This is a genomic window from Microcoleus sp. Pol7_A1 (genome assembly GCF_036701085.1).
GTDB classification, from domain to species: domain Bacteria; phylum Cyanobacteriota; class Cyanobacteriia; order Cyanobacteriales; family Microcoleaceae; genus Microcoleus; species Microcoleus asticus.
Genome location: NZ_JAUBQD010000039.1, coordinates 18,501 through 42,460 on the forward strand (window position 1 = coordinate 18,501; position 23,960 = coordinate 42,460).

Annotated in this window: 16 protein-coding genes, 1 tRNA gene and 1 pseudogene; 4 read left to right on the forward strand and 14 right to left on the reverse strand. The window is 43.3% G+C overall.

The window, feature by feature from the left end; all coding sequences use genetic code 11:
• Positions 1-73 precede the first annotated feature (73 nt).
• The 3 genes from QUA20_RS20565 to QUA20_RS20575 form a co-directional block, all read right to left on the reverse strand.
• Positions 74-1,510, reverse strand: coding sequence for a response regulator (locus QUA20_RS20565; RefSeq protein WP_333190896.1), 1,437 nt, complete (start codon positions 1,508-1,510; stop codon positions 74-76).
• On the reverse strand, positions 1,503-4,373 hold the full coding sequence (locus QUA20_RS20570) for an ATP-binding protein (protein ID WP_333190897.1): 2,871 nt from the start codon (positions 4,371-4,373) through the stop codon (positions 1,503-1,505). The genes QUA20_RS20565 and QUA20_RS20570 overlap by 8 nt, the downstream gene beginning before the upstream one ends.
• Before the next feature lie 196 nt (positions 4,374-4,569).
• Positions 4,570-4,719 carry a hypothetical protein gene (locus tag QUA20_RS20575; protein WP_333190898.1) on the reverse strand — a complete coding sequence of 50 codons (150 nt, stop codon included), beginning with the start codon at positions 4,717-4,719 and terminating at the stop codon, positions 4,570-4,572.
• A 22-nt stretch (positions 4,720-4,741) separates the two neighbouring features.
• Between QUA20_RS20575 and QUA20_RS20580 the strand changes: the two genes are divergently transcribed.
• A tRNA-Arg gene (locus QUA20_RS20580) sits at positions 4,742-4,814 on the forward strand.
• Between the two features lie 72 nt (positions 4,815-4,886).
• Here the strand turns inward: QUA20_RS20580 and QUA20_RS20585 are convergent.
• From QUA20_RS20585 to QUA20_RS20610, 7 genes and pseudogenes are all read right to left on the reverse strand, one after another.
• On the reverse strand, positions 4,887-6,494 hold the full coding sequence (locus tag QUA20_RS20585) for a diguanylate cyclase domain-containing protein (RefSeq protein ID WP_333190899.1): 1,608 nt from the start codon (positions 6,492-6,494) through the stop codon (positions 4,887-4,889).
• Between the two features lie 14 nt (positions 6,495-6,508).
• Entirely contained in the window at positions 6,509-7,324 is an 816-nt protein-coding gene (locus QUA20_RS20590) for an alpha/beta hydrolase (protein WP_333190900.1), read from the reverse strand.
• Between the two features lie 178 nt (positions 7,325-7,502).
• Positions 7,503-7,909 (reverse strand): annotated as a pseudogene (locus QUA20_RS20595) (EAL domain-containing protein).
• Between the two features lie 293 nt (positions 7,910-8,202).
• A complete protein-coding gene (locus QUA20_RS32065) occupies positions 8,203-8,403 on the reverse strand; it encodes a diguanylate cyclase domain-containing protein (RefSeq protein ID WP_445304692.1) in 201 nt (66 codons plus the stop codon).
• A gap of 354 nt (positions 8,404-8,757) precedes the next feature.
• Positions 8,758-10,320, reverse strand: coding sequence for a circadian clock protein KaiC (kaiC, locus tag QUA20_RS20600; protein ID WP_333190901.1), 1,563 nt, complete (start codon positions 10,318-10,320; stop codon positions 8,758-8,760).
• 340 nt (positions 10,321-10,660) lie between these two features.
• The gene (gene kaiB / locus QUA20_RS20605; protein ID WP_172190796.1) at positions 10,661-10,975 is read right to left on the reverse strand and encodes a circadian clock protein KaiB; all 315 of its coding nucleotides are present in this window, start codon (positions 10,973-10,975) and stop codon (positions 10,661-10,663) included.
• A gap of 189 nt (positions 10,976-11,164) precedes the next feature.
• Positions 11,165-12,103 (reverse strand): circadian clock protein KaiA, encoded by a 939-nt coding sequence (locus tag QUA20_RS20610; protein ID WP_333190902.1) that lies wholly within the window; start codon positions 12,101-12,103, stop codon positions 11,165-11,167.
• Positions 12,104-12,499: 396 nt separating this feature from the next.
• Here QUA20_RS20610 and QUA20_RS20615 point away from each other — a divergent pair, with 396 nt between their 5' ends.
• The 3 genes from QUA20_RS20615 (at position 12,500) to QUA20_RS20625 (ending at position 18,260) form a co-directional block, all read left to right on the forward strand.
• Positions 12,500-15,730, forward strand: a complete 3,231-nt coding sequence (locus tag QUA20_RS20615; protein ID WP_333190903.1) for an ATP-binding protein — start codon at positions 12,500-12,502, stop codon at positions 15,728-15,730.
• Positions 15,731-15,941: 211 nt separating this feature from the next.
• Positions 15,942-16,826, forward strand: a complete 885-nt coding sequence (locus tag QUA20_RS20620) for a tetratricopeptide repeat protein (RefSeq protein WP_445304691.1) — start codon at positions 15,942-15,944, stop codon at positions 16,824-16,826.
• A gap of 240 nt (positions 16,827-17,066) precedes the next feature.
• Positions 17,067-18,260: a glutathione S-transferase family protein gene (locus tag QUA20_RS20625; RefSeq protein WP_333190904.1), complete on the forward strand. Its 1,194-nt coding sequence runs from the start codon at positions 17,067-17,069 to the stop codon at positions 18,258-18,260.
• Between the two features lie 154 nt (positions 18,261-18,414).
• Here the strand turns inward: QUA20_RS20625 and QUA20_RS20630 are convergent, their stop codons facing one another.
• The 4 genes from QUA20_RS20630 to QUA20_RS20645 are packed head-to-tail and all read right to left on the reverse strand — an operon-like array spanning position 18,415 to position 23,959.
• Positions 18,415-19,932 (reverse strand): restriction endonuclease subunit S, encoded by a 1,518-nt coding sequence (locus tag QUA20_RS20630; RefSeq protein ID WP_333190905.1) that lies wholly within the window; start codon positions 19,930-19,932, stop codon positions 18,415-18,417.
• The gene (locus tag QUA20_RS20635; RefSeq protein ID WP_333190906.1) at positions 19,925-21,358 is read right to left on the reverse strand and encodes a class I SAM-dependent DNA methyltransferase; all 1,434 of its coding nucleotides are present in this window, start codon (positions 21,356-21,358) and stop codon (positions 19,925-19,927) included. Before QUA20_RS20635 ends, QUA20_RS20630 begins: the two co-directional genes overlap by 8 nt.
• Entirely contained in the window at positions 21,358-23,769 is a 2,412-nt protein-coding gene (gene hsdR / locus QUA20_RS20640; protein ID WP_333190907.1) for an EcoAI/FtnUII family type I restriction enzme subunit R, read from the reverse strand. The genes QUA20_RS20635 and hsdR overlap by 1 nt, the downstream gene beginning before the upstream one ends.
• Positions 23,762-23,959: a hypothetical protein gene (locus QUA20_RS20645; RefSeq protein ID WP_333190908.1), complete on the reverse strand. Its 198-nt coding sequence runs from the start codon at positions 23,957-23,959 to the stop codon at positions 23,762-23,764. The genes hsdR and QUA20_RS20645 overlap by 8 nt, the downstream gene beginning before the upstream one ends.
• Position 23,960 lies beyond the last annotated feature (1 nt).

Below are 23,960 nucleotides of genomic sequence, written 5' to 3' on the forward strand. Positions count from 1 at the left end.
TTTTCCAAATTCTACATCCCGCGCCGTAAGACTGCAAATTTTTAGCCCCAGACTTCAGTCTGCGGCGCTTTACCTACTCCGTTAAATTAATCGGCAAAGAGACTGTAAATGCTGTTTTACCGGGCACGGACTCCACATCAACTCTACCCTGATGTTTTTCAATTATTTTTTTGACAATATCCAATCCCAACCCGCTGCCTTCTCCCGCAGGTTTGGTAGTAAAAAACGGCTCAAAAATTTTCATAAAAATCTCCGGTTGAATCCCCTTACCGCTGTCAGTAATTTTTACCAGGATATTGGTATCTTGCTCTACCACGTCAAGTGTTAAAGTTCCTTGATTGTCCATCGCTTGTAAGGCATTGTGAATTAAATTTGTCCAAACTTGATTGAGTTCGTCGGGATAACACAGTACCGGAGGCAATTTAGCTTGATACTTTCTGACGACTTCTACACCCTGCTTTATCTGGTTCTGATAAAGAGTTAATACAGTTTCAATTCCCTCGGTAATATTCACCTGTATTTTTTCCCCATTTACATCGTAACGCGAATAATTTTTTAGGGCAAAGACGACTTTTGCAGCGCGTTCAGTAGCGGTAGCGATGGTTCGGGCGCTTCTGTGAATGCTAGCAAAGTCATAGGCTGTTTTTATGATATTTTCGCTGTCAGGGTCTTTGAGCAACGGCAAGAATTGTTGCAGATTTCCCTGCAATCCGATATTGACTAAAATGCTAGCAATGCTGTCAGCATTGTCAATCCCTTCCGACTCTAATTGCTGCTTCACTTCTTTTTTCAAGCCCCGTTTTTCTCGCGTAGATAAAGAGTAAGTTTGTTGGCTGGAACTGTACATCAAACTCACGAAATCCTGCTGGCGTTCGGTTGACAGTTCTTTGAAAAAAACTGGCAAACTTTCGAGATTGTTATCCAAAAAGCTGGTAATATTTCCAATAGAGGATCGAATCGCCCCCAGTGGTGTATTAATTTCGTGAGCAATGCCCGCAATTAATTGCCCTAAGGCAGCCATTTTTTCCGATTGCACTAATTGACTTTGAGTAGCTTGCAGTTGCTCTAAAGTAACAGTCAGTTCATCGTTTTTCTGTTGGAGCTTTTTTTGCAACTGGCAAATTGCTAAATGGGTTTCTACCCTAACTAGAACCTCTTCCACGTGAAAGGGCTTGGTAATATAATCTATCCCGCCCACAGCAAAAGCTTTGACTTTATCTAGTACGTCATTAATCGCGCTAATAAAAATCACCGGAATGTCGCGAGTGCGTTCATCAGCTTTGATTTTTTCGCAAACTTCGTACCCATTCATTTCGGGCATCATAATATCCAGCAAAATCAAATCGGGAGGCATACCTTTTGCCGCCGAAAGCGCTAACTCGCCGCTAGGTACGGGGCGGACTTTATAGCCCTTGCCATTCAAAATTCCGGCTAGGAGGCGCAAATTAGCTGGGGTGTCGTCAACTACTAAAATATTACCGCGATCGGTGCTGAGAAGGTCGTTATTCATTTGATATTCTTTGAGAGATTAACTTTAAAACTTTGTCGTACTCGAAATTTTCTATACAATTCGCGATCGCACCAGCCGTTACAGCATCCTTTAATCGAATTTGCTCGATAGAGCTATCAATTAAATCCATATCAGCATTCAGTATCGCCAGCTTTAAATCAGCTACCAGCGAGTCAGGCAATTTCACGAAATCAGTCGCAGTCATTGCGCGATCGCCCTCTTTGATGCCCAATAAATTACCTTGACCCGGATCTTCATAAAGATAGCGCACTCCGATATGTTTGTGCATAGCATCAAAAATATCCGCTTCCCGGAAAGGTTTCCGCATAAAAGCATCGCAGCCCGCCGATAAAATAACTGCCCGTTCTTCCTCCAAAACGCTGGCAGTCAGTGCAATTATCGCCGTAGCTTGACCTTTAATAGTGGTTTTAATGTATTGCGTCGCTTCGTAGCCGTCCATCACGGGCATTCTCATGTCCATCCAAATTAAATGCGGTTCCCAACTGTCCCAAATCTCAATAGCTTCTTGACCGTTAGTAGCTTCTTTCAGTTCAAAACCCAGAGGATGAAGGATTTTAATTAACAGTTGGCGGTTGAGCGGTTTATCGTCTACTATCAAAATTCTATAGCTGTGTTGGTTTGGTTCCAAGGCAATAACATTGCGGGTCGGTTTTCGGCTTTCAATATCAGCCGCATCGACCGCAATAACTTGAATGTCAAACTTAAAATTAGTTCCTTTGCCAACAGCAGAACAGACACTCATTTCGCCGCCCATTAATTCCACAAATTTGCGGCTAATTGGCAATCCCAAGCCTGTACCTTCTTGCGAATCTTTGCCTGTCTTGGTTTGGACGAAAGCTTCAAAAAGATTGTCTAATTCATTGGTGGCAATACCGGGGCCAGTATCTTCGACTTCAAAATGGAGGAAGAAGGAAGAGGCAGCTTCTGCTTCGTCATGTTGGGTTGCAAGAATTGTGTTTTTAGATTGATTTAATTGGGAAAATTCCAGATTATTACTAGCGGAAACTTCTCTATTATTTTTTAAGGATACTGAGAGATAAAGATTTTTCTCTTCTCTATTCTGATTTCTACCTGATGACTGCTTGCTAACTCTGACCGATACACCGCCCTCCTCGGTAAATTTAAGAGAGTTATTGAGCAGATTAATTAAGATTTGCCGCAACTTTAAATCGTCAGTTTCTACGTATTGCGGCACCTCGGGACTGCGCTCAAAAACTAACTGCAAATGCTTGTCATCTGCTTTGAGTTGAAACATATCTTCCAAGTCGTTGAGAAGGCGATAGAGGTCGATTTTTTTATGATTGAGGGTAGTGCGCCCCGATTCAATTTTAGATAAATCTAGTACGTTATTAATCAGGGTGAGTAGGTGTTCTCCGCTGCTGCTAATTATGCTAATATTTTCTTGATGTTCTGGAGATAGAGTTTGGCTGCGAGTCATCAGTTGGGAAAAGCCGAGAATTGCATTGAGAGGCGATCGCAATTCGTGGCTCATGTTAGCAAGGAAGGTGCTTTTAGCTTGATTTGCTACTTCCGCTTTGTCTTTAGCTACAGCCAATTCCGCCGTTCGCTCATGCACTCGGTTTTCTAAAGTTTCAAAAGATTGTTGAAGTTGTTGAGCCATGCTGCTAAATGACTTGGCTAATTCCCCCAATTCGTCGGAGCGTTCGCTTTCTACTGTTTGGTCCCATTCACCTTTAGCAATATTTTTGGCGGCTGTATTTAAGCTCAATATAGGATTTGTCACCCACCGAGAAGTCAGAATGCCGATCGCCACAGCTACTCCTAAAGCTGCAAAACAAAGCAAAACCGCTGTGCGGGTATTGGCATTGATTTCTTTAGTGAAATCTGCTTCGGGAACAACTACTACAATCAGCCAGTCTAAACCTTTCCCGTCTTGGAACGGCAGGACTTTTAAAAGTTGTCGCTTGCCATCTATTTCAAATTCCAATAACTCTGATTTTTTAATCTTGTCTAATTTTTGAAACTGTGCAGTTAAATATTTAGCTGTCGCTTGAGTAAAAGGGTTGCTGCTTTCTGCCACTTTAAACAATTGTTTTTGATTATCTTTGGTGCGAAATGGTTTTTCGGTGGTGGAAGTTGCTAACAAAATACCCTGGCGATCGATAATAAATGTTTGACCGGATTTGCCAACTTTGAGACTGTTGAGAAATCTCCCAAGATGGTCGAGACGCAAGGCAGCACATAATACTCCTTCTAGCTGATATTTTTCGCTGTATACTGGTTGGAGAGCGTTGATAATTAATGTCGGTTCTAGTAAAGAAACAAAAACCGAACTCCAAGTTGGTTGACCTGATTTTACTGCACTTTTGTACGCAGGATGCTGTCGGTTATCAAAGTTTTTCACAACGGTAACAACTGTAGTGCGATCGCCGTTTTTATTTGTATTATAAGAATAAAAATTTAACCCCGTAGATTTCTCTATCACATTAATCGTTCGGGAACCGTTAGACAGTTGTTCACCGGATCTATAATCTCCGTTCTCGTTGCCAACGGAGGTATAATTGATATAGGGATATAATTGTACTTGCCGCAAAAGATATTTCTCCCAAGCTGATAAGTTTTCCATCTTTAACAACCCGAGCTTGACAGCATCCAGCTTAGTTTGATTGATTTGATGGGGAGTTTTCAGGTAAACTTGCAGGTTTTGCTCTACACGCAAACTCACCTCGTTCATTAACTGACTGGCAAGGTTATTAACTGCTTTTTGTCCGTTTCTAAAAGACAGATATCCTACGAGTCCCACGGCTCCCACGATTTGCAGTATAAATGGAACTATGAGAACAGTTCGCAGCGGTAATTTGTCTAAAATTTTAGAAACCATAAAATTGAGAGGTTTGGTGAACTTAGTCTAGAACCGTATTTGCACAACCGGTCTTAACAGCAGCACCATTTATTTACTGCCGATTAGCTAGGAGGAATTGATGCGGGCTATTTTAGCTGTGGTAGATGCTCGACCCCGATCGAATGTGAACCTAATGTTTGCTCGATTAAAGTCTATTATTTTACCCATTGTCGTATTATTGTGACCTTTTAGATAAAATTTGCAGTCTCTGGCTTTGAGAAGTGCCTGATACCCGATCGCACAGGCGAGTCGAACCCGCATTGGTCAAGCGGTTTGCAGGCAGGGCAGGAAATTTGCGATCGGCAGTCGCCATTTTCCGCAACACGTGTTATACTCAGAAAAGTCGAGGGCACGTAGCTCAGTGGATAGAGCATCAGGTTCCGGTCCTGAGGGTCGGGGGTTCAAATCCCTCCGTGCTCATTTAAATTTATAGACTGACTGACTTGGAGAGACAGAGGACAAATTTTTGTCCTCTGTCTCAATTATTGTGATTTAACTCTCCGTGTCAAAAATCGAATCGCCGCTATAGTTGCTGATCCGGGACTGATTGCGCCCCTGTTCCTTTGCACGATAGAGTGCACGATCTGCGATCGCAATCAAGTCAGCCGATGATAGTTCCGAAATCGGAATCAAGTTGGCGATACCCATACTAATAGTAACTAGGTCGCTCACATCAGAGGTTTTGTGAGGAATATTTAAAGCTTGAATAGCAGCGTGAATCCGTTGCGCCACCGAACTCGCTCCTTTAAGATCTGTATTAGGCAAAATGATGCCAAATTCTTCCCCGCCGTAACGCGCCACCAAATCCGCCGGACGGTACACCACCTCTTGCACAGTCTGAGCAAGTTTGAACAGACAATCATCCCCCATTTGATGACCGTAGCAATCATTATAACGTTTGAAATAATCCACATCAAATAACAAAAGAGAAATAGGTTTTTGTTCGCGGTAGAGCCGCTCCCATTCACGCTCTAAGCGGTCATTAAAACAGCGGCGATTAGCAATTTGAGTCAACCCATCAATATTTACGACTTGTTGTAAGAGGTGAGTAGCGCGGGCTAGTTCTTCGTTAGAGAGTGCAAGTTGTTGATTAATTTCTCTCATGCGCGCTTGTGCCTGCTGCCTTTCTGCCAATTCCTCCTGCAACTTCTCAAAAACATCTGCTTGTTTAATGGCGATTGCTAACTGATTAGCAATCTGTTTAACAAGGTCAACTTCAAATTCTTCCCATTGCCGAGGAGCAGAACATTGATGAATACATAACAACCCCCACAAATCTTTTCCATTGAGCAACGGCGCAACTAAATTAGCCCGAACCGGAAAATGTTTCCAAATATCTCGGTAACAGTGTTGAAGGTCAATATTATTGATATCTTCTACTACCTGCATTCTGAATTCTTGATATAAATTAGGGTATGGTTCACCACAAGAATGGTCGTTAAATTGATTTCTGCTTACCAATTTACATCCTTCGCCTACGGATTCTGAAACAAACTCACCATATCCAAATTTACTGTCAGGATAGAACTTAAATATGCCGACGCGCTCGGCATCAAGAAACAGGCGAATCTCCTGCGAAGCAATCTCAAAAATAGTACACAAATCAAGAGATTGACGGATGTGTTGAGTAATTTCTTGAAGTAATATAGCCTTGTCGTACTGTTTCCGCAGAGCGATTTCCGCTTGCTTCTGGGCGAGAATAGCTGCCTCGGCAGCTTTTTTTGCTTTAATAATTTCACCTTCGTACATGATACGCTGGCGGATACAGATCAAGATGCAATCGTTGACGAAGTTTTCTCCGTTCTTCCGACGCACAGCATTGATCAGCATGGGTATATCACTACCCTGCTTTGACCTTAATGAGAAGTAAATTTCCTCTACTTTACCGTGGAGCTTCAACAGGGGGAAGAAATGGGTTTGAAAGAAAATCCGGCTGGCGGTCGGCAGAATGGAATCCATTTTCCGTTCCCGCAGTTCATCGGTTTCGTGTCCGAGTAATTGCAGTAATGTGGCGTTGACCATTACGATCGTACCATCGTCAGCAAACGAGAGGAATCCACAGGGTGAAATGTTGAGTAGCTCGTCTATGTGGTCGGTCATGTTTGCCCTACAAATCAGGTAGTATGAGGTACACTCAAATACTCCTCAATCATCTCGATCGTTTCTTGTGGATGACTCATGTGCGGGCAATGTCCCGTAGCTTTCATCAGCCCTAGCGTACTTTTAGGCAGGTGGCGGTGGAGGTAATCCCCTACCTCGGTGGGAGCGATGACGTCATCAGCACATTGCAATATCAGTGAAGGTACTGACACCTTGGGTAAATCACTGCGATTGTCCGAGTAAAAAGTCACCTCGGCAAAGCGACTTGCAACCACCGGGTCGGTGGAGCAAAAACTTGCCTCAAGCTCATCACTTAACTCAGGACGATCCTGATTCTGCATCACCATTGGCGCCATAAAGCTTGCCCAACCAATGTAATTTTTCTCCATGATATCGAGGAGATCCTCAATATCTTTGCGCTCAAAACCTCCGTAATAATTTGGTAAATCATTAATGTAGCAGGGTGAAGGCCCTAGGAGAATCAGGCGATTAAAGTAATTAGGAGCTTGAATTGACGACAGAATGCCGATCATACTGCTGACAGAATGGCCGACAAAAATCACATCAGTCAAGGCTAATTCTCTACAGATATCGAGGACATCCTGAACATAGCCATAGAGGTCGCTGTAACGTTCAGAACTGTAGGCACTAATATCGGACTTTCCAGAACCTACATAATCAAATAGGATAATTTTGTAGTCCTTCTCGAAGGCCTGTGTCACGAAACGCCACATATTTTGATCGCACCCAAATCCATGAGCAAACATCAGGGTCTGGGTGCCTTGTCCAAACACTTTTATATTATTCCGTAAGAAAATATTTTGAGTCATTTGATCGACACGAGCATTAAGTTGATTATAAGACTTTTGGGCGCTTTTATAAGGATTGCTGATCCCAAATAGGGATAGACAACAATTTAGGATGTCAGATTAATTGAGTGGCAACCTCAGCACGGACAGGCGGGCTAAACATATAACCCTGACCGATTTCACAGCCGAGCACTTGTAACTATTGCAATTGCGCTGGGGTTTCAATTGCTTCGGCTATTGTGCTCAGATTTAAGCCATGTGCCATTGCAAGTAGGGCTTTGTCAATTCCGCGATCGCTCGGAGCGCTGGCTAAATCGCGCACAAATGAGCGATCTTGAGCGATTTCACCGGAAAATTTTTCTGGTAGTTAAAATCAGCATAGCCAGTCCCCAAATCATCGACATAAATCCGAATATCACGCTCTGATAATAGGGTTAAAACATTGTATGTAATGTCAAAATTAAGCATGATTGCCGTTTCGGTAATCTCTAGCTCTAGATATTTCGGATTAATATCGGTGCGCTCAAGAATGCGATCGCTCTTAGTGATTAAAGTTAGTTGGATGAGTTGACGTGCCGACGGATTTACCGCGATTTTCTGAAAAATTAGTCCGGCTCCTAGCCCCTGCTGATATTGTCAACAAGCTTGCTCTAAAATTTATTTGCCCAATGGCAAAATCAATCCTGTTTCTTCGGCGATGGGAATAAATCGATCGGGAGGAATTCAACCTAGTTCAGGAGAATGCCATCCTAGGATAACTTAAACACCAGCAAGGCTACTTGTTTGCAAATAGAGCTGATTTGATAATACAGCAAGCATTCGCCTTCCAAGCACAATTCAAGCGATTTTCGATCGCCAAGGGCTAGGGTATTCGATTCGGGCGAAGGTATTGTTGCTGTCTAAAAACTATAGGTATTGCGCCCCGAGGCTTTAATACGATTTAGGGCAATATCTGCATTATTGAGCAAGGTATCAACATTCATTGCATCTTGTGGATATAGGGAGATACCAATACTGGTAGTGATGTGTAAATAATGATTTTTGATAATAAAATTAGTTCTAATGTTTTTGTAGAGGCAATCCCTCGTGGCTCCCCTAATCTAGGGGTAGTAGGGATAGGTACTACGCGGCACCAAGCTGCTAAGTCAGAAAGATTTTCTGTTATGTTCAAGAATCGGATGGAGACCGGATCTTCTGATTTTTGAGATGTCATTGAAATATACAATTTAGACGCACAACAGCTTACTCATAGATTTTTACCACAACCTATTTAGTGGGATTGCTATAGCAAAATGGGCTTATGCAGAAGGCAATAAAAGCTCATATTTCAGCAATTAAGAAACTCCAAAACATTGTCGCGGTTGCTATAAATGTTCACAAACTCCTCAAATTAAAAAAGTTGGGTTTCCTAGCTCAACCCAACCTCATTTTTAACGACGAATCACTGCGAACTCTCAAATATCCTCATCCTCTTGACCTTGCACACCCTGGAGAATCCGCGATAGCTCATTCTTCTCATTAATGGTAATCCGAGTCGGAGAACCGCTGATAATCCGTTCGTAACCACGGAACGAATCTTTAATTTGTGGCCCTCTTTCAGTAATCGTGTATTCCCGAATCCCTTTGTCGTGCCACGAACCGCGCATCTTAAAGACATTAATTGCCCGGGACATTTCTCCTCGAATCTCTACATACTGCAACATAATAATCGTGTCAGTAATCGTAGAAATATGGGAGTCCGTAATCGAATTAGAACCCATAAACTGGTCGCTTGTATTCGTAAAAAAGCCAGTTATTTCTTCCTGCTTCGCAAAACCTGTCACTCCGATCACAAATTGCCTGAAAGCATTATTGCTGACACCCCTAGCTAAAGCCGACAGCGAGTCTATAGCAATTCGAGAAGGTTTGAACTCAGCAATTTCTGATTTAATAGTCTGCAAGTGGTCTTCCAAACCGGCAGATTCCGGGTAAGTACACAGCAGCTTTAGCAGTCCTTTCTGTTCCATTTCCTCAAAATCAATGCCCCAAGAATAAGCATTGCGGAACAACTGAGCCCGCGACTCTTCATAGGCAAACAGCAGCGCCCGATTGCCGTTCATACAAGCATTCTGCAAGAACTTGCTCACCAACAGCGTTTTGCCGGTTCCCGTGGCACCCGTAGCCAAAATAATCGAGTCTTTGAAGAAACCGCCACCGCACATCTCGTCGAGAGTTTTATCGCCCGAAGAAACCCGCACGTTTGAAGACTTTTGAGTTAATCGCATCGCCCCCAATGGGAAAATATTAATTCCGTCATTAGTCATAGTAAAAGGATATTCGCCTTTCATGTGAGTTGTACCCCGCAACTTCAAAATTTCCATTGTGCGGCGGCGGCGTTCTCCTTCCAATACGTTGCGAACAATCACCACATTATCCGACACGAACTCTTCCACTCCAAACCGAGCCACCGGGCCGTATTCTTCCACCCGTTCCGTAGTCATAACTGTAGTTGCTCCTACTTGTTTGAGGCGCGCAACTAAGCGAAAAATTTCTCGCCGCACTACAGATGCAGCGTCGTATTGCTGAAATACGGCTGTCACCGAATCTATAGAAACCCGCTTGGCTTTGTACTTGCGAATGGCGTACTGAATTCGCTCGATTAAGGCTGATAAATCAAAATTTCCTACGATATCTTGACCTTCAGGATCGGGGGAAGCGTCCAAAATAAATAGCTTGCCTTCCTCGATTAACTGTGCGAGATCCCAACCGAAACTGCAAGCATTTTTAATAATATCTGTCGGAGATTCTTCAAAAGTTACGAACACTCCAGCTTCGTCAAAATGGGTAATTCCGTTATAGAGAAATTGTACGGCAAATAAAGTTTTTCCCGTTCCTGACGTGCCGCTGACTAAGGTGGTTCTGCCGACCGGCATTCCGCCGTGACTGATGTCATCGAAACCCTCAATCATCGTGCGAATTTTTTCAACTCCTGCAGTTACCAATCCTTGTCGTTGCACCGTTTGACTACTTTCATTCATGTCGATTTTTGTCAACTCTCAGTATTCTTTAGTTGTCACTCATTAACCGCCGATCATGAGTCTTTGTACCCAGCTTTTAGTTTTGGCTCTTGCTCAATAACTAATGACTGCTGACTGCTGACTAATGACCCCGCCCAAAAACAGATACCGTGCCACGTACTCCTGTCGTGGAGAGATCAAAATTTTAGATTCTTGTTCAAGCTCCCAGATTCATCTGTGGAGTAAATCTAAAATCTCAAATCGTTCGACCGAGCGCGACTCGACGGCTCGACCGAGCGCTCGCCGAACGTCTCACGCCGAAGCCTCAAATCTAAAATCGACTGACTCTCACCTGATTATCTTATGAATTCAGGTCTTCTTCGCGAAGTTCTTCATAGAGCAAATCTAATCCTATCAGAACTTTCTCGCGATCGGACAAATCGCCAATAATTTTTCGCACCGGCGGCGGCAGGATTTTTGACAGCGTTGGGGTTGCCAATATTTTGTCCTCTTCTGCTAGCTGAGGATTTTTGAGAACGTCTATGACTTTCAGCGCATAGACTCCTTGAAATTCTTGTTCTAAAATGTCCTTGAGGGTTTTTAAAGCTCGCACGGAGTTGGGAGTATTCCCCGCAACGTACAGCTTCAGAACGTAGGTTTTCTTCAGAGAACTCATGAACTTTTTTTAATGTTGAGAATTAGTTGTCAGATGTTAGTTATAGTTGTTATTTCTCTTTAATCCGCTGTTCTTTGTTATTTTATAATAATTTCAGCCTCGCGATCGCGCGGCCGTTTGTCTTTTCCTTTCTTCTTTGTTAAATTCTCTCTTCTAACTTCTTTTTTCTTGAATTCTGCCCAATCCCTTCTACCTCTTACCTTGAGATGCCTCTTTCGGAATAGATCGCCTGTACATCTCGCACATATGAGCGATCGCGTCAATCAGAGTCAAGCGGTAATCGAGCAATATTTCCTCGTTGCGCCCTTCTAATTTTAGCTGTTTAGCAAACTCTTCCATCAATTCCATGTGAATTTCAACAATTTGAGTGACGGGAACGTCAGCAAAAAAAGCCAAATTCACAAATTCATCTATTTGATTGTTGACCGCAGTATCTTGAGAAAAATAATTTAAAAGTATGTGGCGATAACTTGACTTGAGTTGCTCCAAAAACTTTTGCTTATCTGATTCAGACAGATTTCGCAAAAATATCTGGGAATTTCTTTTATAATAGATGCCCAAGTATCCTAATCGCTCCCGTAATTTTTCCGCCAGTCGCCGCTGCTGTCGGCTTAGCAAACTTTGAGCAGTTAATTGGGCCGTTGCATCGACCGTTGCGGATTGGTAATTGACAGGAACCGGAGTTGAAAGTTTCAGGAATTGTGCGATCGCCCGATCTATACCTGAACTTATTTCGCTCGATCGAGCGATTGCCAGTTGCACCTCAGCAGGGTGATAAAAAAAAGCACAGCTTTCCTCTTGGCTATTGTTGGCGGTACTGGCTGCGGTCTCAAAACCATCTGAATAGGATGGTGCTTCGGGCATTCCTTCCACCCCGGGCTGGGGCGAAAAAATCACCGCAGGCAAAAAGATCGATCGTTCTTGCAGCTTGCCCAGAAGCGATCGCAGATCCCCATCCACCTCAAAAATCAAACAATCAAGGTGGTAATTTTGCTTAAGGAACCCCAAAAACTCCGCGACCGACTTAATGTGCGTTAAAGCATAGCGATCGCCCCTCAAAAGCTCGATCGCGGAGGCTGCGATTTCCTCAGAGCGGACAAAAATACCGATAGACAGTTGGGGAAGCAAAGCTGTAGGCGCACCACCTAAGTTGCCCGAAAGTGCTGAATCGCTCAGAGTTGATATCTCCTTTACAAAAAACTTAACATTTTAACAATCATCTCAACATTTATTTTAACCAATCTTAACCGCAAAATAAGCGATGTACTTGCATCACAGGAATAATCGGACTGTACTCCTTTGTTTTAGTGTCAAGCACCCTGAGCTTGATTTCTGCAATTAAGCTTAAGCCTTAAAATAATTGCTAGCCGCCTCAAATCAGGTGCAGGCATCGAACTCCCAGGTTTCGGTGCAGATCCCCGGCATACTAGCAAACTGATATAAAACAAATAAGGTACAGAAATCCTCAGCTACATTACGTCTCAAAAATATTACTGCTATGTATAGCAGACTCTCAGGTTTGTTATGTCAACCACCAGCCCCAGTCTCAAAAATTTTATCGAGCCAGTGCCGCTGTGCCTCCAAACTGCGGCGCTAGAATCGCTGCAGTCAATTTTCAGATCCAGTAACTGCGATCGAGTCGCAGTAGTCAACGAACAGCTACAGCCCCTGGGATTAGTTTACCTGCGCAGCCTTTGGGCCCGCGCGGCCGATCGTACAAACGACGGGCAGCAACCTTTGTCAGAAAGCCCGATCGCGATCGAACCAGTCAGGGCATTACCTGCAGCTCTGAGCGTCAGCGAATTCTGGCAGTACCTGCAAACAGAAGAACTGAACACCCCAGCCGGGCCAAGCCCCCAAACCGCCTGCTGCTCCTCAAACAGCCCGATCGCCCTCACAGATGCCAGCGGTAAATTTTTAGGAATGCTAGACAGCCTGAGCCTGCTGCAATTCGCCGCACTCAACAGCAGCTCGATCGGCAGCCTCACAGAGCCGCCAACAGCAGTCAAAGAAATCGAATTAAGGCCGATTTCCGAAGCCATCGCCACTGCCCTAGACGCTCAAATGCGCTTTCTAGAAGCAGGATTGAAACCCTCGGAAAACCTCAACTCCCTCGTCCAACTGTTGGAAAAACTGCCCCTGCCCCTGAGATTGCAAACCCCCACCGCACAAATAGTCAGCCAAAACGCAGCGTGGCGGATTTTGCTGGGAGCAGGCCCGGAACCAGTTCCAGAACCCGCAGCAAATTTGGGCAAACACTCGCCCCACAAACCCAGTCATTTAACAACCGAATACAAGAGCCTGCAGGTAGATCCCATCACCCAAGAGTGCATGAGCCTAGTAGGAGCAAGTAGATCGGGCGATCGCGATTCAACCCCAGCCACCAGTTGCCCGCTGCCCTTGTACGCCGCCGCCTCCCCCTCAACCTTAACCGCTCCAGCTTGGTGCCCCACTGCCGGCAAACCAGACACCTACATTTGCGAGTGCCCCGTACAAAAAGGTCAAGAACGGATCTGGCAATTTGTCAAACAGCCGCTCTCAGACAAGCTAATTTTAGTAATGGGACAAGATGTCACCGAAGAACATTTAGTCGCCAAAGAACTAGCAGCGAAAAACGCAGATTTAATCCACCTCAACCGACTCAAAGACGAATTTTTATCCTGCATCAGCCACGAACTAAAAACCCCGCTCACCGCCGTCCTCGGTTTGTCGAGCCTCCTCAAAGATAAATTGATCGGAGAACTCAACGACCGCCAAACACGCTACGCCAAACTAATCCATAAAAGCGGGCGGCATTTGATGACAATAGTTAACGACATTTTAGACTTGACCCGGATGGAAACCGGGCAGCTCGAACTAATTCCCGAACCGATCGAAATAGCAGCTACCTGCAAAAGAGCCTTTGAACAAGCAAAACAACTGCAACAGCAAGAAGAAAAAGCCCCTCCGGAGCCGAGCAAAACAAACGGCGCAGCAAACGCCGAACCCTCCGCCCAAATAGAATTTACACTCGAAATAGAACCGGGACTGAGCCACTTAATTGCCGACGAACTGCGACTGCGGCAAATGCTCGTCAACCTCCTTTCCAACGCCCTAAAATTCACCGAAGCCGGCGGCAAAATCGGATTGAAAGTAAATGTTTGGGAAGGCTGGCTCGCATTCACAGTTTGGGACACCGGCATCGGCATCCCCGCCGACAAACAGCACCTGATCTTTCAGAAATTCCAACAACTAGAAAGCCCCCTCACCAGACGCTTTCAAGGAACCGGACTGGGACTGGTACTGACTCAACGCCTAGCTCGGCTCCACGGCGGAGACGTTTCGTTTATTTCCTCAGAAAACCAAGGCTCTCAATTTACCCTGCTACTGCCGCCAAATCCTCCGGGAAAGAGCGAAGAAGTCCCGGCATCTGGAGCCGCCGAGGAAGAATTATTAAAACCCCAATATCAGATTCCGATCGCCAATTCTCGCTCTCGTTTAGTATTAATAGTCGAAGCAGTTCCTAAATATATCGAAGATTTAACCAACGTCCTCTCAGGTTTGGGCTACCAAGTAATAGTCGCCCGTTCGGGCACCGAAGCCTTGGAAAAAGCCCGCAGGTTCAGTCCCGAAGCGATTTTCCTCAACCCGCTGCTGCCGCTGCTGTCCGGTTGGGACGTGCTGACGCTGCTCAAGAGCGACCCGGATACCCGATCGATTCCGGCGATCGTCACGGCCACCAGAGGCGAAAAAGAACGGGCCAGTGTCAACAGAGCCGAAGGCTTTTTGAGCTTGCCGATCGAAGAACCCGCTTTGCGGCGGCTGCTGGCAGACTCGATCGGCCACAGTAATGGCAGTACCGCCAAGGTGAGGAGTTCTTTAACTGTATTGTGGCTCAGCCCGCAAAACAGTTCCTCTCAAGGCTCCGCTTTACTCCTCAACCCCACCCACTGCCGCGTTTTAGAAGCAGACGACCTCGGCCAAGCAGAAGTCGTTGCCCGAATTTGGCGGCCCGACGCGATCGTCTTGGACGGTACGAGTCAACTGCAAAACCCCTTAGCTTTTATCGAACAGTTAAGTAGGTCTCGAAATTTGGGTTCTCTCCCCTTGGTGACTTTAGACCCCGCAACTACGCAACTGGCAAATCAAGTCAAAGGATTGTCCGTATTTCCCTGTTTGGCCAATGGCAGTCCCGACGGCAGTGAAACCTCAGGCACTGGGTTGGTGGTGTCTGCCTTGTGGCAAGTGATTCAAGTAGCTGCTGGCATGAGTTGGAAGCCCAGCATTTTATTTGCCGACATTTCGACTTTACCGGATTTGCATCGAACTTCTGGGGGGAACCCGACGGGAGAATTGGAAAATCGCGATCGATCGACCAATGCCCAGATTCCTAATTCCAATTCCAAGTTTTCTACTCCCAACCTTCAAGCTTTGATTCAGTACATCCAAACAGCAGGATTTCGAGGGTCGATCGCTCCCTGCTGGACAGAAGTTTTACAGCAGTTGCAATATCAAAGCGTTGACTTAGTTTTGCTGTGCTTGCGAGATGCCCCCTCAGAATCAACCGCTATGCTGCAGGCGCTATCGAACCTCCGGGAAATGCCAGTAAAATTGCCGATTTTAGTCTGGGATTATCGGTCTGCTGTAAATTCGGAATCCGAGGCGATCGACTTTCTCCTGCAAGAAGTCTCTGCCAAGATTTTGCCTTCTTCCTTGTCTGCAGCACAATTATTAGACAAAATTCAACAGACTTTATTAACTCACTCAAGTTGCTAAAAATGAAGAATTTACCCGGTTTTTAGAGAAGACTTCAGTCCTCTCTAAACCAGTAAAGAAAAACTATTATTCCTGAGTGCAAACAGAATTTGGGAACTATTTAACTGAAAACCTTGAAGCGTTGCGAGTCAGAAAGCAATATCAAAACTCAAAAATATGGGTTATTATAGGCGATCGAGAAACCTTTATATTTTTTGCTGGGGCTGATCGCGTGCCTAATCGGATTCCTCTACTATTATCTCTGCTACTCGCACTCGGTTTGGGAGCAATGCCCGAGCCTGCTGTCGCACAGGCACTCCTGCCTTACACCCTGAAAATTGACTCGGCCCAACTCGAACAGACAGCCTTGAGCCTTGCAGAAGAAGCCGTCCAGCTAGCCAGACTCCAGCAGTACGAACTTGCCGTACCCCGAGCCGAACTCGCGACACAGTTAGCCCCCAAGAATGCTCAAACTTGGACTTTGTTAGGCAGCTTGTATCTTCAAGTCGAGCAGTTTGACAAAGGCATTGAAGCTTTGGGGCAAGCTCAATCTCTGTCGCCAGAAAATGCTTCAATTAAATTTGTATTGGGTGAAGCTCACTTTCGGAAAGCGAACTACGAGAAAGCAGCCGAATATTTGCAAGCAGGGTTGAAATTAAAACCAGACACTCCAGGTGCATTATTTGATTTAGGCAATGCTTTTTATAAGCTAAAGCGGTTCGATCGGGCGATCGCCCAATACGAAAAAGCCTTTGCTTTAGAAAAAAACCTGTGGCCCGCTATTAATAATATCGGATTAGTCAAATACGAAATGGGAGATGCCGATGGCGCTATCAAACGCTGGGAACAGGCGATCGCGATCGACGACAAAGCAGCAGAATCAATGCTAGCTCTAGCAGTGGCACTCTACACCAAAGGCGACCAAGAAAAAGGTTTAGCAATGGGAGAAGCCGCCCTGAAATTGGACAAACGCTATGCCACTGTAGATTTCCTCAAAGAAAACCTCTGGGGCGATCGCCTGATCGCAGCTACCCAAAACTTCCTGGCCACCCCCCAAATTAAAGCAGCACTCGCCAAAATTGAAGACGCGCCACCGTCTCCGCAAATGTCGCCTTAATTCTAGTTACTTTTGTAGTGAGGACTTGAGTCCTCAAAGCCTTTTTTAACTCAGAGCAAACTATCTTATTCAGGACTAAGACCAAAAAATAGTTGAATGCGCTATGGGTAGGGGTAAGGTGCGCAGTGCGCACCCTACAAATAGAGTTGGTGCGTAACTTCTATTATTACCGCGAAGAAATCGCTGTCTTCAATTCTCCACTCTAAAATCTAAAATCTAAAATCTAAAATCTAAAATCGCATGACCCCCCTAAGCTGGACAGAATTAGAAGCCCTCACAGACTTTGAAGTCGATCGCGTCAACGGGCCAACGAACGCTCAATCCCGGTTGCGCCTCTTTGGTAAAACTGAATCGGATGTGCGAGTCACCCTGTACCGCGACAACCACGCCTGGTGTCCTTATTGCCAAAAAATCTGGCTGTGGCTGGAAGAAAAACAAATCCCCTACCGTATTGACAAAATTACAATGTTCTGCTATGGGGAAAAGGAAAGCTGGTACAAGCGGAAAGTGCCATCGGGAATGCTACCGGCGATCGAACTAGACGGCCGCATCATCACCGAAAGCGATGATATTTTAATCGCGCTGGAACGAGTCTATGGCCCCTTGGGTTTGGGCATGGAAAACCCGGCAGTAATACCCCTGCGGCGGTTAGAGCGACTGCTATTTAGAGCCTGGTGCACCTGGCTGTGCTACCCAGCAAGTTCAGCCAAAGCAGAACAACACAACCGCGAGCAATTTATCAGCGTCGTCACCCACGTAGAAAAAGCTCTGGCTAGCACTCCGGGGCCTTATTTCCTTGATGAATTTGGCACTGCGGATGTTATCTTTACGCCCTACGTCGAACGGATGAATGCCAGTCTTTACTACTACAAAGGCTACTCGATGCGCGAAGAAAACCCGCGCTTTGCTGACTGGTTTGCGGCGATGGAAACCCGCCCTACCTATCGCGGCACTCAGAGCGATTTTCACACTCACGTCCACGATTTACCGCCTCAGATGGGCGGCTGTTATGAAAACGGCGAACCTCAGATGCTACTCAATAAAGCCCGCGTGGATAATGGGCCTTGGGCTGGACTCCCGGATGTGATGTATCCAGAACCGGAAACCTCCCGCGCTGAAGCACTTCATCGCGTCATTAAGCACCAGCGCAACATCGTTCGAGTCAATCCTGCTGATGACAACTTATTTGATGAGGCTTTGCGTTGTGCTTTAACTTTGATGATGACTGGCGAAGTTTGTACGCCGCCGAGTGGTTCTGATGCGGCTTTGCGGTATTTGCGCGATCGGGTGAATGTGCCCCGTGATATCTCCATCTACGCGGCCAAGCGGCTGAGGGAAGCGTTGGAGGAAACGGCGGCTTTAGTGGGTGATGGCCAAGGTTCTCCGATTCTGCTGAAGCATCGGCGAGATCAAGATCCGGCTAATTTTGTGTAGGATTCTAGGGCGATCGCGTGTTAAATTAACTTTTGGTAGCATGGTTAGTGATTACTTTTGCCAGCGCGATCGCATCCAAGCACAAGATCATAGCGTCAATTTTGTTTGAGAATACGATTATTGAAGATGTATTTTTGCGGTAACAGTTGGAGCACTATTCAAATGCTTCTCTTAACACTGTTTGCATTAGGTCTTCTGCTAATTGTTTTCGATGTTTGATTTGTGCTTCTAGTTGGTCTATTATTTTCATTAAATAATCTACTTTTTCAACTATTGCTTTTTGTTCTGCAAGGGGGGGGAGGGGAATAAGCATTTTAATTAAAAGTTTTTGATTGAGATTATTCATAGTTTGACCAATAGAATCTTTTAACAAATAAGCTTGTGATTTTTTAGAACAATATGCCATTACAAAGAAATCATTATAAATAATGATTAGTCGCATAAAAAATGAACCTGTACCACACAGCCACCCATGCTGATCATTTTGCACTACAGCGCATTTTTCTAAGTTTCCCCGTCTAGCAATGACAATATCACCCTGATGTAATTTATATTGGCTTAATCTTTGCACGGTTTTTTCTGAAACCAGCATCTTTGATTCAGCAAAAATAACCCCTTTAACAATATTAGTAGGATTTACAACAGGAATACCGTTATCTTCATAGTCTGATTTATGCAACATCATTCCAAAAGGGCCTGTAGATAATGTTTCACAAATATCTCCCAAACGACACCAAACCCAACTATCAGGTAAAGAAAACGGGATTTCATCGGGTGAAACTTCGGGGATAGGTTTTTCTTTTTTGAGTTTTCCATCAGCTATTAATTGTTGTTTTTCCGCTTTAATTTTGGCGAGGAGTGCGGCTGCATCGGTGTCTGGATTACCTTTTTGAATTGGGTTTTGTTTACGCCATTCTGCTGTTAGTTGACCAGAAATAGCCTCTTGTAAAATCGCCTGTTTTAGTTGAGAAATTATATCTGATTGCTTTTCATTTTCTATAATAATTGACTTTAAATTTTTATGTGAAATATTTATTTTTTGGAAATCGGATTGAACTTGTTTTAAAACAGAAATTTGTACAGCTTTATCTTTTTTATATTCTACAATTTTATCCTGAATTTCTTTAGGACATGATGGGAATATTATAGTTGTCATTTTATTTGCATTTACATTAGGCTGTGCAGTTCCATTTTTTAAATCAAGAATTTGATTCCAAAACAAATAGGAATTTAAAAACAAATAAATATATTCTGGATTGTAATCTTCAGAGATAGAAAGCCGGATCAAGTAACTTGCAAAAATGCTAGTTTCTTTTATTTCTTGAATTAACGTTGTTTTTCCAGTAGTCCCGCCTGTTCGAGTAATTAATATATCTTTCTCGTTTAATCTATATTTTTCAATTTCATTACAATCACAAAAAGGAACTGTATCCCAGTCAATACCATCTTCTTTAATATCGGTGATTCTTAATAATCTACAATTTCCTGAATTTTGGGCTGAAGCAGAAAAACCATATTGTGTTTTTGATAACGCTTTTTTTAGAGGTAGAGGTTGATTATATTCATTGAAAATAGCCCTCATTAGAATAGTGTTTTCTAATTGATTTAATTCTTCATTATCAGTTTTTATGAACGTCAGTTTGCAAAATTGAAAATTGAGAGTTTTAACCATTAATTCCTTCCTTCTTTAAAATCTCTAATAATTGATCGCTCTTTCTAAAAGAATCATGCAACATTTCCAACAACTCAACCGAACTATAACCCCTTTCAAGTTCCGAAATATGGGAATTTTTGACATCTATATTAAAACCATTTTTCTCTAAATCCTCAATACTCACCCGCCATGCTTGCGGGTTTTCCTCTCGCTTATGCCACCATTGTTTTAAAGATTGAAACTCATTTTTATTAATCGGTTTCGTCTTAGAATACGCCTTCACACCTGACGGTAATTGATGTTCCCAATACCAGATTTCCTGAGTCGGTTTACCTTTGGTAAAAAATAACAAATTTGTCGCCACAGACGCATAAGGTTGAAATACCGAATTAGGTAAACGGACAATAGTATGCAGATTACAAGACTCTAATAAATGCTGACGAATCCGCGCCTTTACCCCATCCCCCGTTAACGATCCATCAGGTAAAACAATAGCAGCCCGTCCGCCATTATGCAAATACCGCACCATCAATAATAAAAACAAATCTGCGCTTTCTGTAGTACGATAACTCATCGGAAAATTATCCTGTACCCCATCAGTCACCGAAGCCCCAAAAGGTGGATTTGCTAATATGACATCAACCCGATCTTTATCACCAATAGAAGTATATTCCCGATTTAAACTATCAGTATATTCAATATTCGGAACTTCGATTTCATGGAGAAATAAATTTGTCACCGCTAACATAAAGGGTAAAGGCTTAAATTCCATCCCCTTAATCGTTTTTTCTAATGTTACTAAATCTCGTACATCATCCAAACCTTGCTGACGTAAATGATTAATCGCACAGGTTAAAAAACCACCCGTACCACAAGCAGGATCGAGTACAAATTCTCCTAACTGGGGATTAACCATTTCTGTCATAAATTCAGTTAAAGCGCGAGGCGTGTAAAACTCCCCATAAGCGCCCGCAGTCTGAAGTTCCCGCAAAATAGTTTCGTAAATATCACCGAATAAATGACGATCTTCCGAACTTTCAAAATCAATTTCATTGAGACTATTCAACACCTGACGAATAATAGTCCCATTTTTCATGTAATTATTCGTACCTTCAAAAATCTCTCGGACAATCATCGCCCGTTTATTCCCGGTGCTAATATCAAGGGATCTCAAAGTCGGAAACAATTTTTGATCGATAAAATTCCGTAATTCATCCCCCGTCATTCCTTCCTTATCCGCCGCCCAATTACACCAGCGCAACCTTTCAGGAATAGGGGAAACAAAATCATCCCTAAGCAATTCTAACTCTGAATCACTAGCATCAAGAATTTTGAGAAATAGTAACCAACCTAACTGTTCGATCCGTTGTCCATCGCCAGACACCCCCGGATCTTTCCGCATAAAATTACGCAGACGTTTAATATTACCGCCCAAATTTTTCATTACGCCGCTACTTGATACAATTCAGACATCAATTCCCGCAAAGCTGAAACATATTGAGGTTTACCCCCAAATCGTTTAACGATCTCCCCTGGAGAGCCAAATTGCTTGAGGGGTTCTAATTTTAGCACAGAAAGCTCCTCTATATTCTCGATCCCATCCGTAGCATATTTTTCTAAAAGAGCCTCTAACACCGCTCGCGCCTGTGACTCATACTTAGTAAAATAATCTCGTTTTTTGACATTTTCTGCCCGTTCCCTGCGAGTTAAAGGGGGACGATCCCAAGCAATATGACAAATCAAATCGAATAAATCCAACTCTTTTTTAATATCCCTCTGTAAATCCTCAACAATAATATCATGTTCTCGCAGTTCTGCAATCAAAGCACTTTTTTTATCCGCTTCATTCCAACAAGCTAAAAATTCATCTAAACTGCTAAATTCTCGCAGCAAGTTCTGTTTAGTATAGTCTTTCAAACTCGTTGTCACCAAATCCCCATTATCATTGAGATATTGAATCCGCTCATTTAAAATGGTCACATCTACCCCAGCAATATAAACTTTCCCCTGTTGTTCTGTAGTAATTTCACCAGCAGAAATAATTGTCGGTTTTAGATTTTCAGGAAGATCATTATTTTGATCGAAATTAACTATTTCGCCCGTCTCCTGATCGATAATTTCCTCGGTGCGATCCCCTAGAATATTCTCTGGTGTAAATTCCTCATCATCCCGTATTTCCTTAATCATCACCGGATCGCCATCAAATGCTCGATCCGAAAACAGATCCGTCACATTTCTAAAATCCATAATAGTGAAAAATCGCTTATCAAATTGTTCATTAATTCTGGTTCCGCGTCCAATAATTTGTTTAAATTCGGTCATAGAACGAATATTAGAATCCAGTACAATCAATTTACAGGTTTGAGCATCAACCCCCGTCGTCATTAACTTAGAAGTTGTCGCAATCACCGGATAACGTTCTTCTGGATTAATAAAGTTATCTAATTCCAGTTTGCCTTCCTTATCTTCTCCAGTAATTCGCATTACATATTTATAATTTTCCCTGACTAAATCTCCGGCTTCATTACTAATACCTTGTCGCATTCTCTCCGCGTGTTCTACATCGACACAAAAAATAATAGTCTTTGAGTAAACATCTGTTTGTCGCAAAAAATCCATCACTCTTTTAGCAACAGATTGTGTCCGTTCATCAATGACTAAATTCCGGTCAAACTCCTTAAGATTATAAATCCCATCCTCGACTAAATCCCCTGATTTATCTAGCTTACCCGCTTCGGGGCGATATCCTTCTAAATCAACATTTAAACCGACTCGAATCACCTTATAGGGTGCGAGAAAACCATCATCAATTCCTTGTTTGAGAGAATAAGTATAAATCGGATCGGCAAAATATTCAATATTAGAAACTTCCTTAGTTTCCTTTGGAGTTGCCGTTAATCCGATTTGAGTTGCTGAACTAAAATACTCTAAAATCTCTCGCCATTTACTATCATCAGCAGCGCTACCTCGATGACATTCATCAACTATAACTAAATCAAAAAAATCTGGGCTAAATTCTCGATAAGCATCAGCATCTTCATCATCATAATTAACCAAACCCTGATACAAGGATAAATAGATTTCAAACGCGGTGTCAATTACTTTCTTTTTAATCACTGTCATTTTATTTTTAAAATGCTTAAAATCACCCCGTTTTGTCTGACTAATTAAAGATGTGCGATCGGCTAAAAATAAAATTCGTTTTTTGAGGCCATTTTTCCATAGCCGATAAATAATCTGGAAAGCCGTGTAAGTCTTACCCGAACCCGTTGCCATCACCAACAGTAAACGATTCTGACCTTTTGCGATCGCTTCTACAGTCCGATTAATCGCGATCTGCTGATAATAGCGCGGCTGGCGACCTTGAGAATCAAAAAAGTAATCAAAGCTGGCTATTTCTTCCGCTTCAGACGTTTCAATCTGCTTAAATTTCTTGTATTTTTGCCAAATCTCATCAGGACTCGGAAAATTATCAAGGCTTAATTCTCGCTCAATCAAAGTAGAAAATCCCGATTTATCATGCTCTAAAAAACCATCCCCATTAGAACTAAAAGCGACAGGTAAATCTAAAATATCTGCATAGTTTAAAGCCTGCTGCATACCAGCACCAAGAGGATAAATATTTTTTTTAGCTTCAATAACAGCAATCGGTATATTCGGTTTATAATAAAGAATGTAATCAGCCTTTTTAGCCTTACCCCTTTGGGTTAGATTCCCTTTAACATAAATTCGACCATCAGTAAAATAAACCTGTTCTCGGACTTGCTTGCTAATATCCCACCCCGCTAGAACTAAAGCAGGTAAAATATACTGTGTACAAATATCCTGTTCTGAAAGCTCTCGTTTATTAGTCATCTTTTATGTCACCGATCTTAACTATAGGAGGAAGAATTTCTACTGCTTGAAAAGGATTTAATACCAATAAATCCAAATCACCCGTAACAATTACATTGGCATTACCACTAACAGCCAACTCTAAAAACTTATTAGCATTGTCACCTCCCTGGCAACCGCCAAGAGGGTCAGGACGTTCTAGATCGCTCAAA

Coding starts and splice junctions, on each gene's coding strand:
- QUA20_RS20630 (WP_333190905.1), bottom strand. CDS start 19,932: ATGGTTAAAACTCTCAATTTTCAATTTTGCAAACTGACGTTCATAAAA.
- QUA20_RS20565 (WP_333190896.1), bottom strand. CDS start 1,510: ATGAATAACGACCTTCTCAGCACCGATCGCGGTAATATTTTAGTAGTT.
- hsdR (WP_333190907.1), bottom strand. CDS start 23,769: ATGACTAATAAACGAGAGCTTTCAGAACAGGATATTTGTACACAGTAT.
- QUA20_RS20585 (WP_333190899.1), bottom strand. CDS start 6,494: ATGACCGACCACATAGACGAGCTACTCAACATTTCACCCTGTGGATTC.
- kaiC (WP_333190901.1), bottom strand. CDS start 10,320: ATGAATGAAAGTAGTCAAACGGTGCAACGACAAGGATTGGTAACTGCA.
- QUA20_RS20625 (WP_333190904.1), top strand. CDS start 17,067: ATGACCCCCCTAAGCTGGACAGAATTAGAAGCCCTCACAGACTTTGAA.
- QUA20_RS20615 (WP_333190903.1), top strand. CDS start 12,500: ATGTCAACCACCAGCCCCAGTCTCAAAAATTTTATCGAGCCAGTGCCG.
- QUA20_RS20590 (WP_333190900.1), bottom strand. CDS start 7,324: ATGACTCAAAATATTTTCTTACGGAATAATATAAAAGTGTTTGGACAA.
- kaiB (WP_172190796.1), bottom strand. CDS start 10,975: ATGAGTTCTCTGAAGAAAACCTACGTTCTGAAGCTGTACGTTGCGGGG.
- QUA20_RS20570 (WP_333190897.1), bottom strand. CDS start 4,373: ATGGTTTCTAAAATTTTAGACAAATTACCGCTGCGAACTGTTCTCATA.
- QUA20_RS20635 (WP_333190906.1), bottom strand. CDS start 21,358: ATGAAAAATTTGGGCGGTAATATTAAACGTCTGCGTAATTTTATGCGG.